This is a genomic window from Streptomyces sp. bgisy027 (genome assembly GCF_057710365.1).
This window is the reverse complement of record NZ_JBYIVZ010000069.1, coordinates 1-17,954: the sequence shown is the minus strand read 5'-3', so window position 1 is coordinate 17,954 and position 17,954 is coordinate 1. Positions and strand designations below refer to the sequence as shown.

14 protein-coding genes are annotated in these 17,954 nt (G+C 69.0%); 3 read left to right on the top strand and 11 right to left on the bottom strand.

The features are described 5' to 3' along the window. Window positions 1-6: 6 nt before the first annotated feature. Window positions 7-570, bottom strand: coding sequence for a VOC family protein (locus tag AC3ETA_RS42495; protein WP_432198264.1), 564 nt, complete (start codon window positions 568-570; stop codon window positions 7-9). 54 nt (window positions 571-624) lie between these two features. Next, entirely contained in the window at window positions 625-1,746 is a 1,122-nt protein-coding gene (locus AC3ETA_RS42490) for a CaiB/BaiF CoA transferase family protein (RefSeq protein ID WP_432198263.1), read from the bottom strand. 631 nt (window positions 1,747-2,377) lie between these two features. Here AC3ETA_RS42490 and AC3ETA_RS42485 point away from each other — a divergent pair. After that, window positions 2,378-3,238, top strand: coding sequence for a fumarylacetoacetate hydrolase family protein (locus tag AC3ETA_RS42485; protein WP_432198262.1), 861 nt, complete (start codon window positions 2,378-2,380; stop codon window positions 3,236-3,238). Window positions 3,239-3,863: 625 nt separating this feature from the next. Here the strand turns inward: AC3ETA_RS42485 and AC3ETA_RS42480 are convergent. The 3 genes from AC3ETA_RS42480 to AC3ETA_RS42470 all read right to left on the bottom strand — a co-directional run bounded on the left by AC3ETA_RS42480 (window position 3,864) and on the right by AC3ETA_RS42470 (window position 7,591). Further along, window positions 3,864-5,183: an MFS transporter gene (locus AC3ETA_RS42480; protein WP_432198261.1), complete on the bottom strand. Its 1,320-nt coding sequence runs from the start codon at window positions 5,181-5,183 to the stop codon at window positions 3,864-3,866. 315 nt (window positions 5,184-5,498) lie between these two features. Then, window positions 5,499-6,563, bottom strand: a complete 1,065-nt coding sequence (locus AC3ETA_RS42475; protein WP_432198260.1) for a cupin domain-containing protein — start codon at window positions 6,561-6,563, stop codon at window positions 5,499-5,501. A 29-nt stretch (window positions 6,564-6,592) separates the two neighbouring features. After that, window positions 6,593-7,591 (bottom strand): TAXI family TRAP transporter solute-binding subunit, encoded by a 999-nt coding sequence (locus tag AC3ETA_RS42470; RefSeq protein ID WP_432198259.1) that lies wholly within the window; start codon window positions 7,589-7,591, stop codon window positions 6,593-6,595. Between the two features lie 104 nt (window positions 7,592-7,695). Between AC3ETA_RS42470 and AC3ETA_RS42465 the strand changes: the two genes are divergently transcribed. Further along, complete coding sequence (locus AC3ETA_RS42465; protein ID WP_432198258.1) at window positions 7,696-8,331, top strand: LUD domain-containing protein; 636 nt, start codon at window positions 7,696-7,698, stop codon at window positions 8,329-8,331. Window positions 8,332-8,404: 73 nt separating this feature from the next. Here the strand turns inward: AC3ETA_RS42465 and AC3ETA_RS42460 are convergent, their stop codons facing one another. The 4 genes from AC3ETA_RS42460 to AC3ETA_RS42445 all read right to left on the bottom strand — a co-directional run bounded on the left by AC3ETA_RS42460 (window position 8,405) and on the right by AC3ETA_RS42445 (window position 14,510). Then, a complete protein-coding gene (locus AC3ETA_RS42460) occupies window positions 8,405-11,815 on the bottom strand; it encodes an indolepyruvate ferredoxin oxidoreductase family protein (protein ID WP_432198257.1) in 3,411 nt (1,136 codons plus the stop codon). A 221-nt stretch (window positions 11,816-12,036) separates the two neighbouring features. Continuing rightward, window positions 12,037-12,561 carry a nuclear transport factor 2 family protein gene (locus tag AC3ETA_RS42455; protein ID WP_432198256.1) on the bottom strand — a complete coding sequence of 175 codons (525 nt, stop codon included), beginning with the start codon at window positions 12,559-12,561 and terminating at the stop codon, window positions 12,037-12,039. Between the two features lie 142 nt (window positions 12,562-12,703). Further along, window positions 12,704-13,678, bottom strand: a complete 975-nt coding sequence (locus tag AC3ETA_RS42450; RefSeq protein WP_432198255.1) for a TrmB family transcriptional regulator — start codon at window positions 13,676-13,678, stop codon at window positions 12,704-12,706. Between the two features lie 37 nt (window positions 13,679-13,715). Beyond that, complete coding sequence (locus AC3ETA_RS42445) at window positions 13,716-14,510, bottom strand: maleylpyruvate isomerase family mycothiol-dependent enzyme (RefSeq protein WP_432198254.1); 795 nt, start codon at window positions 14,508-14,510, stop codon at window positions 13,716-13,718. A gap of 102 nt (window positions 14,511-14,612) precedes the next feature. Here AC3ETA_RS42445 and AC3ETA_RS42440 point away from each other — a divergent pair, with 102 nt between their 5' ends. Next, the gene (locus tag AC3ETA_RS42440) at window positions 14,613-15,278 is read left to right on the top strand and encodes a TetR/AcrR family transcriptional regulator (RefSeq protein ID WP_432198253.1); all 666 of its coding nucleotides are present in this window, start codon (window positions 14,613-14,615) and stop codon (window positions 15,276-15,278) included. A gap of 124 nt (window positions 15,279-15,402) precedes the next feature. Here AC3ETA_RS42440 and AC3ETA_RS42435 read toward each other — a convergent pair whose 3' ends face one another. Together AC3ETA_RS42435 and AC3ETA_RS42430 are read right to left on the bottom strand one after the other, a co-directional pair. Beyond that, window positions 15,403-17,577, bottom strand: coding sequence for an MMPL family transporter (locus AC3ETA_RS42435; RefSeq protein WP_432198252.1), 2,175 nt, complete (start codon window positions 17,575-17,577; stop codon window positions 15,403-15,405). A gap of 112 nt (window positions 17,578-17,689) precedes the next feature. Next, the coding region (locus tag AC3ETA_RS42430) for a response regulator transcription factor (protein WP_432198251.1) at window positions 17,690-17,954 on the bottom strand (265 nt) is incomplete at its 5' end.

Below are 17,954 nucleotides of genomic sequence, written 5' to 3'. Positions count from 1 at the left end.
CGGCTCCTAGTCGCGCGGGGTCCAGTTGTGGAGGAGCTCCGGCCACACCGGGAACCCGAACGGGCCGCCCATGGGCGTGACCTTGTCCTCGGGAACCTCCTCCCACGTCGTGACCTCGAGGTTGTTGCCGTCGAGGTCACGGAAGTAGACAGAGCACGCAGACATGCCTCGGTGGCTGCGCGGGCCGTCGAACGGGACGCCCTGGGCCTTGAGGTGGTCGGCGAACTTGAGCAGGCCCGCTGCGGTCGTGCCGAACGCAAAGTGCGGCTGGGGTTCCAGCGTGGTGGTGTCGGGGTAGGACTTGTCGTCCTTCGGCTTGGCGATCTCCAGCAGCGTCGTTCCGACGTGGTAGAAGATGTGCTGCGGGCGCCCGAGCTTGATGTCCTCGGCGTCCCAGCCTGCCCGGTAGACCTCGGTCCCGCCGAGGACCTGCTCAACGAACTTCCCCGACTTCAGCGGGTCATGGACCGCCATTCCGACGTGGTCTACGCCCGTGATGCCGACCGAGTTCTTCGGGATGTCGAACCGGATTCCGTGGTCGAGGAATGCCTTGCTGATCTCTGTGGTCACGGCTCACGCTCCATTGCGTTTCGTTGATTCACTGGTGTGTTTCTTCGGTTTTCCTCAGTCGAGCAGATGGTTGTGCTCACCGAGTTTCGGTGCGCCGCGTTCCACTGCTCCCGGCGTGGCGGAGAGTTTGGGAACGATGCCCGGCATAGGCACCTGCTCGCCGCCAAGAGACGGGTCGGCGATGCGCAGAATCATTTCTCGGGACCGAAAATGTTCGTCGCTGTGGATATCGGCGGCGTTGTAGATACGGCTTGCCGGAACCCCTGCCTCGTCGAGAAGCGAAAGCGCCTTTTCCGAATCGAGTGACTTCGCCCATTCGGCGACTTCCTCGTCGAGCTCCCCTTGCCGAAGAGCCCGCTCGTCGTGGGTGGCGTAGGACCCGGGCCGGAGCCACTCCTCGTGACCGGCCGCGCGGGCGAACCGCTCGAAGACCGTGTCCTGATTGGCCCCGACGGCCAGCCACACACCGTCGGATGTCTGATAGACGTTCGACGGCGCGATACCCGGCAGGATGGCCCCCTGCGGTTCCCGGACCACGCCCATCAGCTCGTAGTCCGCCGCGATCGACTCCATCAGGCTCCACATGGCTTCGTAGAGCGCGACGTCGATCATCTGCCCCGTGCCCGTCCGGTCCCGCACCCGCAGGGCGAGCTGCGCCCCGACGAATCCGTAGATGCCGGCCATCGTGTCGGCGATCGAGATGCCCACCCGCACGGGGGGCCGGCCTGGTTCGGCGGTCAGGTACCGGAAGCCGCTCATCGCCTCACCGATCAGGCCGAAGCCCGGCCGGTGCGCATAGGGGCCGGTCTGCCCGAACCCCGAGATGCGGATGAGGATCAGGGCGGGGTTCAGCTCATGGAGCACGTCCCAGCCCAGCCCCCACTTCTCCAGGGTGCCCGGCCGGAAGTTCTCGATGACGACGTCCGCGTCACTGAGGACTCGCTTCAGCCTCTCCTGCCCCTCTGGCGTGGACAGATCGATGACGACGGAGCTCTTGCCCCTTCCGACATAGGACCAGTGCAGTCCCACTCCGTTGTAGAGCCGGCCCCAGCGCCGCATCGGATCGCCACCCGGAGGCTCGACCTTGATCACGTCCGCGCCGTGGTCGGCGAACATCCGACCGCAGACGGGACCTGCAATCAGGTGCCCGAGCTCGACCACCTTCAGCCCGGACAACGAACGACCGTCAGACACGTGGCCTCCCACATGGACAGATAAAAAGCAGTGGTGCGTAGTTAGAGTACGAACGACTAACTCTCGGCGCAAGGGCGGGGACGTCGCAGGGGCCGATGAACGCCACCTGGGCACGCCTCACGAGCACCCTCAACCGGACAGCTGTCCGCAACCCAGGAGACTACCCTCCCATCGGGACGACGGGAAGTGGTGCGCCGCCGAAAACCAGGATGAAGGCCCCAGACAGGGTGTGCCGAGCACCTCCGGGCGAGCGGGAGAGGCCAGAGGCAAGCGCTCCGCACCACCCGAAAGCGGACAATAATCCACCCACCACGACCAGGCAATTAGCCGAAGACAGCCATCAGGCCGAGTCTCGGCGTCCGAACCGGGCGACGACCGCCGACGTGACGAGCCCACCACTCCCCCGACCGCAGCGATATGCACCCTTCAGAGCTGGCGTGTCGCGGCGGGCAACACAGCGGAGCATGACCCTCCGGACCGCTCCCCGCGTCCACCGAATCCACGCGACCACGTGACGTGAGGCCCTCGACCTGGACCCTGTTGAACCCTATAGTCGTTAGCCAGTTCACTTCTATGTGTACTGACCACGGTGATACCTACGACGGGAGACCCAGTGAAGCTCGCGCTGTTCGACGGCGGCCGGATCGGCGTCGTCAAAGACTCCGAGATGGTGGATGTGACATCCGCGGTGCCGGACTTTTCCTCCGGCTACGCCCAGAACCACTGGCTGCGCCTGTGCGCGGATTTCGAAGAACTCCGGGAAAGCCTGGAACAGGCGGCGGCTACCGGTCCGCGTCTGCCGATCGAGCAAGTCACTCTCGACGCCCCCGTGTTGAACCCGTCGAAAATCGTGTGCGCTGCCGCGAACTACGACGAACACCTCGCGGAAATGGACCCCATCCTCACCGACGCACAACGCGCGTCCGCGGCCTGGTTCCTCGCCTTCGACGTCTTCCTCAAGGCGCCCAGCAGCATCATCGGGCCGGGCGACGACATCGAGTTGCCCGATCTGCCCAACGCCATTCACCACGAGTGCGAACTCGTCCTGGTGATCGGCAAGACCGCGCGGAACGTCGACGCCGCCGACGCGCTGGACCACGTCCTCGGCTACACCATCCTGATCGACGTGACCGTCCGCGGCGACGGCGACCGTACCCGGCGCAAGTCCTACGACACCTTCTGTCCCGTCGGCCCCTGGCTCGTCACCGCGGACGAGATCGGTGACCCCCAGCAGCTCGACATCACCCTGAACGTCAACGGCGTCAGCCGGCAGTCCGTGAACACCAGCACCATGAAGGTCCCGATCGACCAGATGATCGCCTACGCCTCCAGTGTCATGACCCTGCACCCGGGTGACCTCCTCACGACCGGTTCCCCGCCCGGCGTCGGTGCCATCAACCCGGGTGACCGGCTGCACGCGCACATCGAGAAGATCGGTGCGATGCAGCTGGGCGTCGTGGGCCCGAAGGGCTGAGCCCGACCGTGACCCTGGGGGGACGCCCCGCGTACCGTCGAGGGCCGACAACGGGCGGAAGCCTGCGCGGTGGGCGGCTGGTACGGCGCTCGTACGCAGCTCCGGAGCAGGGGCGCCGTCGATGAGGCGGCGACCTGCTCCGGCCTGCGCACGGCGAAGGCTCTGCGGTCGGCCCCGCGGTTGACGCCGCATTCGCACACCGGCGCGGCCATGGCCGGGGCACCCCGGCACGCGGCATTTCCAGCGCGGTGCCTCCCGGCCACGCGCGGTCCGACAGCCTGCCCACTTCGGGCGCCGGAGCGGGCGGAGGCGACTGACGGCGCCCGCCGGTCCCGACTCGTGCCGAGCTGTCAGAAACCCCAATCCACTGAACGCCCATGGCCGACCGCGGCTCGACCGAAAGCAAGTGCCGTCACTCGCGATCTGTCGGACGCCCGCGACGATCTCCTCGCCACGGGGCGCCGACCCACCGGCCGGCCATCCGCGGGCGCACTCGTCCAGGTCCCAGGTCGTCACGGCGACAACCGGGATGTGACGCCGGCTCTCCCCGCGGGACGGGGAGAGCCGGGCAGAGTTCAAACGGCCGACCGTCTCTCGACGGTGGCTGCGGCGGCGTCGACCGCCTTCAGGCGGGGCTCCCTTCCGGATCGACGGCCTTCGACTTGGCGGCGGCGGCGTGTGCCGGTTCAGCGATCAGGGCCGACGCGACGAACCCCACCCCCCACATGCAGGCGATCACCACATAGCTCACCGCCCGCGAGCCGTCCGTGGTGTCCCTGAGCGCTCCGATCAGAAGTGCCCCCACGAACTGACCGATCGCTCCGAAGCCGTTCCCCACCGCCAACGCCCCCGCGGCCGCCGTCCGGGGAAGTACCGCGCCGGGGATCGACGCCAGCACTCCCCCGGTGCTGATGACCGCACCGCCCGCCACCGCCAGCACCGTCAGTTGGGCCCAGAGGGTGTCGGGCAGCCGTGTGCCGATGAGCAGCGCCGCCGTCGCCACGCCGAACCCCATGAGCATCGGAGTCCTCCGGTTGTCGTGCCTGTCGCTCCACCGGGCGGTCAGCACCACCGCGACCGCCCCCAGCAGAGAGGGCAGAGCCGCCATCGCCCCGACCTCGAACGGGGTCGCGCCCGGCGCGAGGTCCTCGATGATGGTGGGCAGCCACAGGACCAATCCCACCGATCCGCCGGTGGCGGCGAAATACAGGGCCGCGAGCACCCAGACGAGCCGCTGCCGCAGCAGCGTGGACAGGCGCATGCGGTCCCCGCCACCTGCCTTGGCCGCCTCCTCCGCGGCGACGCGTTCGGTGACGGTCGCGCCCTCCGACGCCTTCAGCCAGCGGGCCTGCCCCGGGGTGTCCGCCGCGACGAAGAACCAGACGAACGCCCATACCAGCGGGGGCACGCCCTCGATCAGGAAGACCGTGCGCCAACTGAAGTGCTCCAGCAGCAATCCGGTGAGCGGGGCACTCACCACGGCCGAGATCGGGACCACGAGGAGGAACCAGGCCGCTGACCGGGCCCGCTCCGCGGAAACGAAGTACCTGGCGAGCAGGAGGATGACGAGAGGCACCAGCGGCCCCTCGGCAAGTCCGAGCAGGAACCGCAGGGTGACCAGCTGGGCCACGTTCTGCACGAGGCCGGTTCCCGTCGCGGCCAGGCCCCAGACGAGCATGCACCAGAAGACGACCTTGCGCGGCCCCCAGCGGCGGGCCGCCCACACGGCCGGCAACTGCAAGAGCATGTATCCGATGAAGGCCGCCCCCTGGGCGAGCCCCGTGGCGGTGCCGGACATCGGAATGTCGTCGTCCAGACGCGGGAACAGCAGAGCGGTGTTGGTCCTGTCGAGATAGTGCAGTCCGTACGTCACGAAGACGATCGGGATCAGGATCGTCCAGCGCGTCCGTGGCAGGGGGACGGGGGCGCGGTCTGAAAGCGACATGACTTACTCCTGGGGAGGAGACCGGGTCTCGATGCGAACGGCCGAGGCCTGCCGACTGGGGGTGTCCGCGGCAGACCTCGGCGACGGCCGTCAGGCGTCCGGGGTGGTGGCACGCCCTTGGACCTGGCTCGGCCGCGTCGGATGGCGAGCGCACCGGAGCGCGGGAGAGCCCGGTGTCCGAGTCGTACGCCTGCCCGATGCGGTGGCGGACGTGCGGAGTCCGCCGGGCAGGGTCACGCGACCGGCGCCGGGCTCTCCCGTAGTCGGGAGGGACTGACCACCCTCATGAGACGTCCCTCCCGTTCCTGCCTGCCTTTACCGGGGCTGCTCCCGGTAAAGGCCGATCTTCTCCATGAGGGGACGGTCGCTGAAGTTGAACAGCACCGCGTCCAAGGTCGAGGAGGAGTTGGCGTGCCGGTGCCAGGCCCACGTGGGTACCACGAAGGTGTCACCCTCCGACCACGCGAACTCCTTGCCGTCGATGACGGTCACACCCTGGCCCTCGATCACGTGGTAGACGGTCGAGGAGGTGTGCCGGTGCTCCTCGGCCCGCAGCCCGGGGCGCAGCAGGTTGACTCCGCACGACATGGTCGGTCCGATGGAGCCGCCGGTCGTGGGGTTGCGGAACTCCAGGGAGACCCCGTCGAAGGGATCGCCGTCCGCTTCCCGCAGCGCGTCCAGCGCGCGGCGGGTGTCGGCCCACTTGTAGTTGAACAGCGGGGAGTCCATTCCCTCCCACTTGGTCCACGTCGGCAGGAGCTGGCCGACGCCGTATCGCCGGATCGAGTCGCCGGAGCTGACGACCGGCTGGGCGCCTTCCGGCAGTTCCTCGTAGAAGATGCCTTCGAGCGACCTCACGAGCGGCAGGTCCAGCCCGTCCAGCCAGATCACGGGCTCGTCCCCGTCGTTGCGGTGGTCGTGCCAGCGCCAGCCGGACGTGAGCACCACATCGCCCGGTTCGAGTTCGCACATCTCGCCGTCGACGGTGGTCGACGCGCCGCGGCCCTCCACGATCAGCCGGAGCGCGTTGATCGTGTGCCGGTGCGCGTCGGCGACCTCACCCGGCAGCACCATCTGCATCGACGCGGTGAGGGTGTGCGTGGTGCCGATCCGCGGCTCCATGCCGGGGTTGATCAGGTTGAGGACCCGCCGGTCCGCGCCGTCCGCGCCGACCGGGAGCAGTTCCGCCGCCTTCAGCATGGCCGGGCGGATGTCCGCCCACCGCCACAGATAGGGCTCCATCGCCGACGACGGCTCGGCCGGCATGAACCCCGGCTGGGTGATGAAGACGGGGCTCGCATGGAAGGCGTGCACTTCGTCGACGAACTCGGCGCGCTCCTGGGCCTGGTGGGTCGCGGGTGTGGCTTCGGTGATACTCATTGGCTCTCACTCTCTCTATTCGGCGGCGATCACATGTAGCCCCGGGAGCGGTAGAACCGCTCGGCGCCGAGATGCAACGGGAGTTCCGCGTTCTGCCAGGTCTTCGACAGGTCGATCGGCTCGGTCACGCCCTTGTGAGCGCCCTGGGACTCGAACAGCGACTCCAGCTGCGCCAGTTGCTGCTCCAGCCCTTGCATCGCCAGGAAGACGAGTTCGTCGTCGACGTCGGCGCGGCAGTACAGCAGCCATCCCGCGAAGTCGATGGTCGGGACGTCGTTCTCGACGCCCGGCAGCCGTCCCGCGGGGAGCACGGTATGGCGCGCGCCGTACTTCGCCTCCAGGGACGAGAGGACCTCGTCCTCGATCGGGAGGAAGGTCATCGGCACGGCTTCGGTCAGCTCCAGCCAGGACTTGGACATGATGCCCTCGTCGAAGACCGCGTCGAGCTTTCCTTCCGCGAGCAGGGCCGCACGGCCCGTCAGACCGCCGTCGGTGACCTCCAGGAAGTTCAACTGCCGTTCTCCGGAGGAGACCGTGCCGCCCCACCCCTCGATGTCCTCGACGCCCACCCCGTACTCGGCCAGCAGCAGGTCCATCACCCAGCCCAGCGGGTGGCCCAGGTGCGTCGGCCCGGTCGAGATGCGCAGCGGAATCTTCTCTTCGAACACCTGCCGGAGCGAGGTGATCCCCAGATCCGCGCGGACCGTGAGGGCGAGCTGATCGAAGTGCGGGAACACGCACAGGGCACGCAGGTCGAGCGGCCGGTCGGTGAGCCCGAAGGCGGTGACGCCGTCGGCCGCCGCCTTGGCCAGCCAGGGCGGTGACGTCATGCCGAAGTCGTAGGTGCCGTCGTCCACCAGCTGCATCCCGCGGATGCACGACTTGCCGGTGTCGATGGTGTGGATCGAGACGGACGCCCCTTCGGGAAGCGGGCTGTTGTAGCCGGTGAGGCCGAGCCCGATCATGCTCCCGACCCTCAGCCAGTTGGCGCCGGAGGTGAGCAGCCGTACCTCGATAGGAGAACTCATCAATGATCATCCCCTTACGTCGTTAGTCAGTACACTACTATGAGCGTCATCGCGTGGCTACCGTTCACCACGCGCGTTTCGGACAGCGAGAGGGTGTGCGCCCCATGCCGATGCCGGAGTCCGCTCCCGCACCTGAGGACCGTCGCGTCGCGGCCGGCCATGATCTGGAGCAAGTGGCCGCCCACTGCGCCCGGCGAGGTTTCAACCCCGAAGTGGTCGCCGATCGAGAAGCCGCACTTCAGCGGATTCGCGAGCTGATCCCGGTCGGTTCGGACGTCACCAACGGCAGCTCGGTGACGCTCCGCGAGATCGGGCTGATGGCCGAGCTGGAGTCCTCGCGGCGTTGGCGCTGGCGTCGAGCCGAGATCTACGCCACGAAGGAGCCGGAGAAGCGGGTAGAGCTACGGCGTTGGGCGACTACCGCCGATTACATGGTGGGCAGTGTGAACGCGCTGGCCGCCACCGGGGAGGCCGTCTGTCTCGACGCGGGCGGCACCAGGGTCGGCGGCTATGCCTACGGTGCGGGGCAGGTCATCTGGGTGGTGGGACGCAACAAGATCACCTCGACCCTGGCCGAGGCCATCGAGCGGGTACGCACCCACGTCTTTCCGCTGGAGGACCAGCGCATGCGCAGAGACATGGGCCAGCCGGCCTTCGCCGGAAAGCTCCTGGTGGTCGAGCACGAGCCGCTGCCGGACCGGATCCGGTTGATTCTCGTGGACGAGGACCTCGGCTTCTGACGGCACTCGAAGAGCGCTGTGGGTGCGACTGGACCGGTGCACCCACAGCGTTCTTCCGTCTGTCGGTCACCTGTCACTGGCCGGCGTTGAGCGTGTCGGCCAGGCCCGAGGAGGAACTTTCCCCCGCCCCGGACTCCAGAGCTGCCAGGATCTCGGCCTGCCTGCTTCGGTACGCGTCCACGCTCGCGAGCTTGATGTCCTCATAACCGCGGACCATGTCCGGCAGCTCGGCCAGCTCGCGGACGAGCGGGTGACCGGGGGCGACCCGCACCGCGCGGGTGATCGCCTCGCGGTACTCGGCGATGAGCGCGCGTTCCGTGCGGCGGACGGGGTGGTGACCGAAGAGGTCCAGGCGCGTGCCGCGGGCCGTGCGCAGTGCGCGCAGCACCCGGAAGGCCGGGCGGAACCACGGACCGAGCTTGATCTTGCGGTCGATGCCGATCGCGCGCAGCACGGGCGGGTGGAGGTGGTAGGTCGCCCGGGAGCCGACGCCGAACTGTGCGTCGATCTCCGCCTGGAGCCGCGGGTCCAGGCTGAGCCGCGCAACCTCGTACTCGTCCTTGTAGGCCATGAGCTTGTACAGGTTCCGGGCCACCGCCTCGGCGGCGTCGGGTGCCTCGCGCCGTACGTGTTCGACGAAGCGGGCGTACTCCGCGGCGTAGGCCTCGCTCTGGTACTCGACCAGATCGGGGATCCGTATGTCGAGCAGCCGGGCGAGTTCGCTGCCGGGTTCGGCGGCCACAAGGGAGCGGATCTCCGGAGGGCTGGTGCGTTCGGCGGCCGGCGGCGTGGCGGACAGTTCCTGCTCCAGGCCGTCGGGATCGGCGACGACCTGGCGGCCGCGCCGGAAGGCCTGGAGGTTGGCGGCGACGGCCGCGCCATTGAGCTCGATTGCCCGCTCGATGCTCTCGGCGGTGATGCCGATGGCCCCGGCCTGGTAGGCGGCGCCCAGCTGAAGGATGTTGGCGAACTGGTCGTCGTCGAAGAGCGCTTCAGCCAGGCCGCGGGCGTCAAGGTAGTACTGGTTCTTGGTCGCCGCGTCGATGACCGACCTCAGGGACGCCGAGCTCGGGAACGAGACGCCCGGGTCGACGATCATGCTTCCCGTGGGCACCTCGGTGGTGGAGACCACGGCGGTCGTCCGGGCCGGGTGGGCGACGCGCAGCTGTTCCGGGTCGGCGCCGACGAGGGAGTCGCAGACGAGGTAGAGGTCGCATTCGCCGGCCGCGATTTTCGCCGCCTGGTCGACGCCGACCGAGGTGACCTTGATGTCGGAGACGACGGCGCCGCCCTTCTGCGCCAGCCCGGTCTGGTCGAGGGTCCGTACCTGTCGGCCGTCCAGGAACGCGGCGGTGGCCAGGATCTGCGCGGTGGTGACCACGCCGGTGCCGCCGACGCCGGTGATCCGGACGGTGAAGTCGCTGGTGACCATGGGGTCCGGGAAGGCGTTCGCCGCGAGTTCGGTGAGGGCCCGGTGCGCGCGGCGGCCGGTGGGGGTCACCGTCATGAACGACGGGCAGTCGCCGGCGAGGCAGGAGTAGTCGACGTTGCACGACGACTGGTGGATCGCGGTCTTGCGGCCGAACTCGGTCTCGACCGGCTGCACGGACAGGCAGTTGGACTTGGCGCCGCAGTCGCCGCAGCCTTCGCAGACGCGTTCGTTGATGAAGACCTTGGTAGCGGGCGCAGACGCCTTGCCGCGGCGCCACTTGCGCCGCTTCTCGGTCGCGCACTCCTGCTCGTGGATGAGCACGGTGACGCCCGGCACCTTCGCCAGCTCCTCCTGCGTGCGCAGCAGCTCGTCCCGGTGGCGGACATCGACGCCCTTGACGGCCTTGATACGGCGGGGCGCGTCGCTGGTGATCACCACCTTGGCCGCGCCTTCGAGCAGCAGTAGTTCGGCGACCTTGTGCACGGGCAGACCGCCGACTGCCTCCTGTCCTCCGGTCATGGCGACTGCGGAGTTGTACAGGAGTTTGTAGGTGATGTTCACCCCGGCGGCGACGGCCGCGCGCACGGCCAGGCTCCCGGAGTGGGTGAAGGTGCCGTCACCGATGTTCTGGACGAAGTGCTCGGCGTCGACGAAGGGCGCCATCCCGATCCACTGGGTGCCCTCACCGCCCATCTGGGTCAGCCCGATCACGTCGCCGACGACTTCGGGCTCCATGAACAGGGCCATGGTGTGGCAGCCGATACCGGCGCCGACGACGGTCCCCTCGGGGACTCTGGTCGAGGAGTTGTGGGGGCAGCCGGAACAGAAGTAGGGGGTGCGGCTCAGCAGCGGGAGATCGATGCGGCTCCGGGCCGACGGGGCCGGGGCGAGCTCGGCGTAGCGGGTCAGCCGGCTCCGCAGGCCCCGGGCGATCTTGTCGGGGTCCAGCTCGCCGGGCTCCTCGAAGAACTCCTTGCCCCGCACCTCGGGGGCGCCCGTGCGGCCGTAGAGGACCTCCTTGACCGCGGACTCGATGAAGGCCCGCTTCTCCTCGACGACGACGATCTCGTCCAGGCCGGTGGCAAACTCCCGGACGATCCCGGGTTCGAGCGGGTAGACCGCGCCGAGCTTCAGCAGCCGGATGCCGAACCGGCCCAGTTCCGCCTCGCCGAGCCCGAGGATGCTCAGGGCCTGCCGGACGTCCAAATAGGTCTTGCCCGCCGCCACGATGCCCACACGGGCGCCGCTACGGCTGCCGAGCAAGGCGTTGAGCCCGCTGGCTCTGATGTACTCCGTCGCGAGCGGCAGCCGCGTCCGGAACAGGCTCTCCTCCAGGGCGGCCAGTTCTTTGCCGAGCAGGCGGGCACTGGGCCGGTGACGGTAGGCGGTGTCGGGCAGTTCCGGCGGTGTCCATACGCTGCTGACCAGGGCCGTACCGGAGGCGTCGGCGACGTTGGTGACCAGCTTCATCGAGGACCACAGTCCGCTCGCCCTCGACAGCTCCACCGCGTGCAGGCCGAAGTCGACGATGTCCTGGACGTCGGCGGGGTAGAGCACGGGGACGGCGAGGTCGGCAAGGGCACGTTCCGACGCGCACGGGACCGTGGAGGACTTGGCGTTGGGATCGTCACCGACGAGGGCCACGGCGCCTCCTCGCGGATCGGTGCCGACCAGGTTGGCGTGGCGCAGGGCGTCGGTCGCCCGGTCCAGGCCCGGGGCCTTGCCGTACCAGACGCCGGTCACACCGTCGGTGCGCGAGCCGAGCCGCGCGGTCAGCTGGCTGCCCATCACGGAGGTCAGGCCGAGTTCCTCGTTGAGACCGGGCTGGTGGACGATCCGGTACTCGCCGAGCAGCCGGCCGCGCCGCGCGAGTTCCAGGTCGAAGCCGCCCAGCGGGGATCCCTCATAGCCGGAGACGAAGGCGGAGGTCTCGTTACCCCTGCGGCGATCATGCCGAGCCCGGTTGAACAGGACCCGCACAAGGGCCTGGGTGCCGGTGAGGTAGACCTCGCCGTCCTCGTGCAGGTAACGGTCTTCAAGAGTGAACGACACCACTGCGGAACTCCCTCACGGGCGGTGGCGAGCATGCTCGGCGCGCGGCGCCCTCTGCTCGGCGGGGGTGTGGCCGAGGCGCGGCGGAAACGCGGCTGCCTCGTCGGCGAGATGCCTGTGCAGGCCTGACCAGGCCGGGGAATGGGCGCGGGCGCGGCCAGGTGGGCCGCGACAGCGCCGCGGACGACCCACGAGCCGTCCCCGCGCTTCCGGCGGAGCGCTCAGCCGGTGGCGCCTTCGCGGGGCGCGGGCTCGGTGGTGAAGTACGAGCTGAGGCGCGTGTGGTTGGAGCGGTAGTTGCCGATGAAGGCGGCGATGCGCCAGCCGTCCGGGGTCCGGCGGCAGGTGCCCTGCCCCAGAACTCCCGAGACTTCGAAGCCGCCGTCCGGCCAGGCGTTCGTCTGGGTGCCCGACATCATCACGTGTGCGGTGTCCCCGTCGAGGTTCACCACGACGTTGGTCCACTGGTGCTGGCCGGTGATACCGGCTGCCTCACGCCAGTTGGTGTTCTTGCTGAGTCCGGTGTTCTGGCCTTGGTCCCAGTTGACGAAGACCGGGGCGCCGTCGATGTGGGTCGCCAGACTGCAGTCGGACGTGATCATCGAAGGCACCGCGTCCCAGTCCCAGCGGTCGATGTGCGCGTGGAACCGGAGGACGAGGTCGGTCACTTCGGCGCGGTCGAGGAAATCGGAGAACCGCTGCCCCGCGTCTGCGGGCAGTTGACCGAAGAAATCGGAGGTGGTCACCGGCGTGCTCCTTCGGGGTCGTCGCGCTGCGGCCTCGCGGCCTCACGGGCTACGCGAAAGGCAGTCTCACGCTGATGCGTAGTTAGTCTACGAACGACTATTGCGTCGGCGCAAGGGTTTCCCAGCCCGGACCTGATCCGCCTCAGGACCCGGCGCGCGGCGTCTTGCGACGAGCCGTCGTCGACGATCCGGCCGTGTCGCCACCGCGTCGAGGTCCGGCCGGCCGCAACGGCTCCCGGGACGGTTCGACCGCGAAGGCCGAGTGGTTGAGGCGCTGCAGCAGGGCCGCGGCACGCCCCGGCGTACGGAAGCGCTGCACCTCCGGATCGGTGGTGAGCACCTCGCGCGCCTCCCGCTCGACCCCGAGCTTGGCCAGCACCAGCTGCATGCTGAGCTCGTACCGGACGAGTTCGGTCGCGACCAGCACGATCGCCGGATCGTCGGCGAACACCCCCCAGGCCTCGTCCTCGACCAGGCCACCGATGACGACCTGCTCGTTGTCCATGCCGACGATCAGCAGCCGGCAGCCCAGGCTGGTGAGCGCCTCCTCGTCGTTCGTCGTGCGGTGCAGCACGGTGTAGCCGACCGGCTCCTCCGGTTCGGCCAGGCTGGAGTACACGGTCTCGATGCGGACGCCGTTGTCGGCGGCCCGGCGCAGCAGTGGCACGAGTTCCTCGTACTCGGCCGGCCACGCGAACAGGAGCAGGCTCTGCTGCGCTGCGCCGATCAGGTCCTCGCACCGCTCGATCAGCTGCTTGCGGCCGCTGAGCGGATGGGTCAGGTGCGTGGTCTGCTGCGTGGTCACATGCCGCAGCGAACGTTCGAGGCCGTCGAGGGAGGCTTCGGTCTCCCGGCGGATCCTGCTCAGCAGCATGGTCGGCGGCATGGGCACGTAGGCGGTCGCGCCGCCCTCCCCCTTGACCTCGTACGCCGCGTTCCTCGCCTTGAGTTTGCCGAGGATCTCGTACACCGTGCTGCGCGGGACTCCGGAGCGCTTGGCCACCTCGTAGCCGTTCAGCGCCTCACCCGCGGAGATGAGCGCGATGTACGCCTTGGCCTCATACCCGGACATGCCTACGAACTGGAGTTGTGCGATGAGATCGTCCACACCGCGCATGCTAGTCGTTGGCTCCTGCACGTCCAGGTGCCATCCGTCAGTAGCCGGGGAACACCGCGCGGAGCATGTCCAGGTCAGCGGCGCCGGCCGACACCACACCGGCGGGGGAATTCCGGGGTGACAGTCGGCCGGCGACCAGCCGCACCCATGCCTCGGCGGGCAGGGTGAGTGTGCCGTCGGGATGTTCGGGTACGTCGAAGTCCGCACTGACCGGCGACTGAAGCCGCAGCGCGAACCTGGACGAGGGTTCGGTCGTGATGACCTCGATCACCGCCCGCAGCCCCTTCAGCCCTGCCGCCTCGCTGACCCAGGGCAGCAGGTCGGACTTGGCGTGCAGCAGGACCGCCGCGGCGTCCGGGGCCAGCGTGGCGTGCTCGTCGAAGGCGACGCGCACATCCCATGAGTGCAGGGCGAACTCGCTCAGCCGCAGGCGCGCCGTCCCCGCCACCACGTCGAAGGGCTCGGTCAGGAAGCCCAGGTCCACGCGGAGGCGCGCACGGGTGCGGGCGTCCAGGGATTCGTAGAGCCCCACAAGGGATTCGTTCGCCCGCAGGAAGGAGCGTGCGCGCGTCCGCCGGGACATGGCGTTCCACCTGTCCCACACCGCGAAGTTGGAGCCGTTGACGAGGCTCGCACCGCCGTCGAGGGCGGTATGGATGACGGCACTGGCGATCTCGGCGCCGCTGCCCAGGTGACCGAGGACCTGCGAGACGTCCCAGTCGGACACGCCCGAGGGCCGGGCCAGATCGTCTTCACCGAGTCCGTCGACCAGTGCGGCAAGGCCGTCGTGCCCGGTGCGCAGAGCTTTGATGACCGCGTCGACGTCACTCACTGGCCTGCTCCGTTCACTCGATCGCCCTCAATTTAACAGAACAACGTTTCCTTAACAAGAGGTCTGGTGTTCTGTTAACTTCGGTCGTGGGAGGATGCACGCATGTCCGAGTTTCAGCGCGCCAGGCGGCCCGAGCACAAGGAACAGCGCCGCCAGGCCATCCTCTCGGCCGCGCGCCGACTGGCCACCGACTCCGGGGTCCACCACGTCACCCTCAGCGGTGTCGCCGCGGCCGTGGGCCTGGCCAAGTCCAACATGAGCCGCTACTTCGGTACGCGGGAGGAGATGTACCTGGAGCTCGCCTCCGAGTGCTGGCGCGACTGGTGCCGGGCCGCCGTCGAGCGGCTCTCGAATGGTGACGACGTCGTGGTGACGTTGACCGAGACCCTGCGGGCGCGGCCCATGTTCTGCGACCTGCTCGGTCACACGTGGACGAGCCTCGAACACAACGTCTCCGTCCCGGCGGCCCGCGATCACAAGCACACCATGATCGTCGTCATCGAGGAGCTCGGTGCCGCGGTCGCCGCGGCCGACCAGCGCCTGACCGAAAGCGAGGGCCGCGATCTCGTCACGGCGGCGGCCGGACTGGCCGGCGCTGTCTACGCGGCCGCCCATCCGCCTCCGACCCTCGCCGAGGCGTACGAGCAGAACCCTGAACTCGCCGCGGCGCAGCTGCCGTTCCTGCCGACCATGCAGCGTCTGCTCGGCGCGGTCGCCGCGGGACTGCCCGCGGTGCGGCCGCAGACCGTCGACAGGACCACCGGCTGATTCGGGAATCTCGATGATCCCTCCCGAGTAGGTGGAAAGTCCTCGGCAGGCCGAGGCACCGTCACGGCGCAGGTGCCCCGCTCCGTTCATGGGGCGGGGCACCTGCGGTGTGCGGGGACAGGGGTCAGGAAGCGATCGGCTCGGGCTGCCGGCTCTCCTCGGGCGTCTCTGCGGGTCCTTCGACGGACAGGTGTGGCAGGCGCTTGTCGAGCCAGGCGGGAATCCACCAGTTGGCCTTGCCGAGCAGGTACATCGTGGCCGGGACCAGGACGGTCCGCAGGACGAACGCGTCGATCGCGACGGCGGCGGCCAGGCCGATGCCGAACTCGGCGACGATCCGCTCGCCTCCGAAGGAGAAGGCGATGAACACGCAGAACATGATGGTGGCGGCGGCGGTGATGACCCGTCCCGTCTCGGCCTGGCCGACCGCGACGGCCCGCCGGTTGTCGCGGGTGTGGATCCATTCCTCGTGCATGCGGCTGACGAGGAACACCTGGTAGTCCATCGACAGGCCGAACAGGACCGAGAGCATGATGACCGGCAGGAACGCCTCGACGGGTCCGGCCGCGCCCCAGCCGAGGCGCTCCGAGCCCCAGCCGTACTGGAAGAACGCGACGATCACGCCGAAGGAGGCGGCGGTGGCGAGGATGTTCATGACGGCGGCGACGAGCGGCACCATCAGGCTGCGAAACGCAAGGAGCAGCAACACGCAGCCGAGCGCGACGATGACCGTGAGGAACAGCGGGAGTTTGCCTGTCAGGACATCGGCGAAGTCGTCGAAGATGGCCGTCTGGCCGCCCACGTAGACCTGGAGGGTGGTGTCCTTCTCGGCGGGCGGGATCACGTCGTCGCGGAGGTGCTGGATGAGTTCCGCGGTCTGCTCGGACTGCGGCGAAGTCGTCGGAACGACCTGGACGATGCCGACCTTGGCGTCGGGCTCGGCCGGCAGCACGGTCACGGCGGCGACGCCCTCGGTGTCGGAGAGCTGCGTGGCCAGGCTCTGCAGGGCCTGCTGATCGGCCGCGCCGGGTGTCTCCGCGACGAGCTGGAGCGGGCCGTTGAACCCGGGGCCGAAGCCGTCGGCCAGCATGTCGTACGCCTTGCGGGCAGTGGTGTCGGCGGGGTGGTTGCCGGCGTCGGAGGAGCCCAGCCGCAGCGACAGCACCGGCAGGGAGAGCACGGCGATCACCGCCAGGGAGAGCACCGAGAGGACCACCCGGCGCCGTTCGGCGATCACGGCCCAGCGGGCCCAGACGCCCGGCTTGTTCTCGGGGGCGGCGGTCTGCGCGCGGCGTTCGCGGCGGCTCAGCACGCGCATGCCGATGAAGCCGAGCAGCGCGGGCAGCAGGGTCACCGCGGCGAGGACGGTGAAGACGACGGCGGTCGCCGAGGCCACCGCCATGCCGTTGAGGAAACTCACGCCGAGCACGAACAGCCCGAACAGGGCGACTACGACGGTGCCGCCCGCGAACAGCACCGCGCGGCCGGAGGTGTCGATGGCCTTGATGACCGACGCCTCCATGTCCATGCCGGACTTCAGGTTCGAGCGGTGCCGGGTGACGATGAACAGCGCGTAGTCGATGCCGACACCGAGACCGATGAGCGCGCCGAGGATGGGGCCGACGTCGCCGATGTCCATGACATGGGTGAGCAGCGTGACGGTCATGAGGCCGACGCCCACTCCGGCGACCGCGGTGGCGATCGGCAGCAGCATCGCGAACAGCGAGCCGAACGCCACGAACAGCACGATCGCGGCGGCGGCGATGCCGACGAGTTCGGCGGTGGGTGCCTCGGATTCCGCCGCCTGGCTGATCGGGTCGCCGCCGAGCTCCAGCTTCAGGCCGTCGCCGCGGGCCTCCTCGGCGGTTGCGATGAACTTCTCAAGGTTGCCCTTGTCCAGGTCCATGGCCTGCTCGGTGAAGTTGACGGAGGCGTACGCGACGTGCCCGTCCTCGCTGATCTGCCGCGCGCCCTGCTCGCTGTACGGGCTGGTGATCGCGGCCACGTCCGGGAGCTCGGCGAGCTTGTCGAGCGTGTCGGTCATCCGGTCTTCGACGGCGGCGTCCCGGACGTCGCCGTCCGACTCCCACACGACGGTCGCGGTGGCGCCGGACTGGGCCGGCATCGTCTCCCGCAGCAGTTCGAGCGCCTTGGACGACTCGGTGCCGGGGAGGGAGAAGCTGTCGCTGGCCTTGGTACCGGCGGCGGTTGAGGCTATGCCCACACCGGCGAGCACGGCCACCCAGAGCAGCACGACGACTAGCCGGTGCCGATAGCACCAGCGGGCAAGGGCGGACAAGGGGACTCCTCAGGGGCGATACGTACTTGGTGTCTTCCAATCTGATGCGCCCGAGCCGCCGGATCGTGCGTCTGCCGGACGGTTTCCGCCGTACCGCGATCGCAGTACCGCCCTACACCGGAGGTGGTGAACCGGGCCGCACGAGGCCCGTCTCGTAGGCGAGCATGACGAGTTGGGCCCGGTCGTGCGCCTTGAGCTTGACCTGTGTCCGGTTCACATGGGTTTTGGCGGTGTACGGGCTGATCCCCAGCCGTTCGGCGATCTCCTCGTTGCCGAGCCCGGCCGCCACCAGGACGAGGATCTCCCGTTCCCGCTCGGTCAGCACCGCCAGCCGCTCGGCGGCGGCATCCACGTCCTGGGGGGGGGGGGGGGGGAAA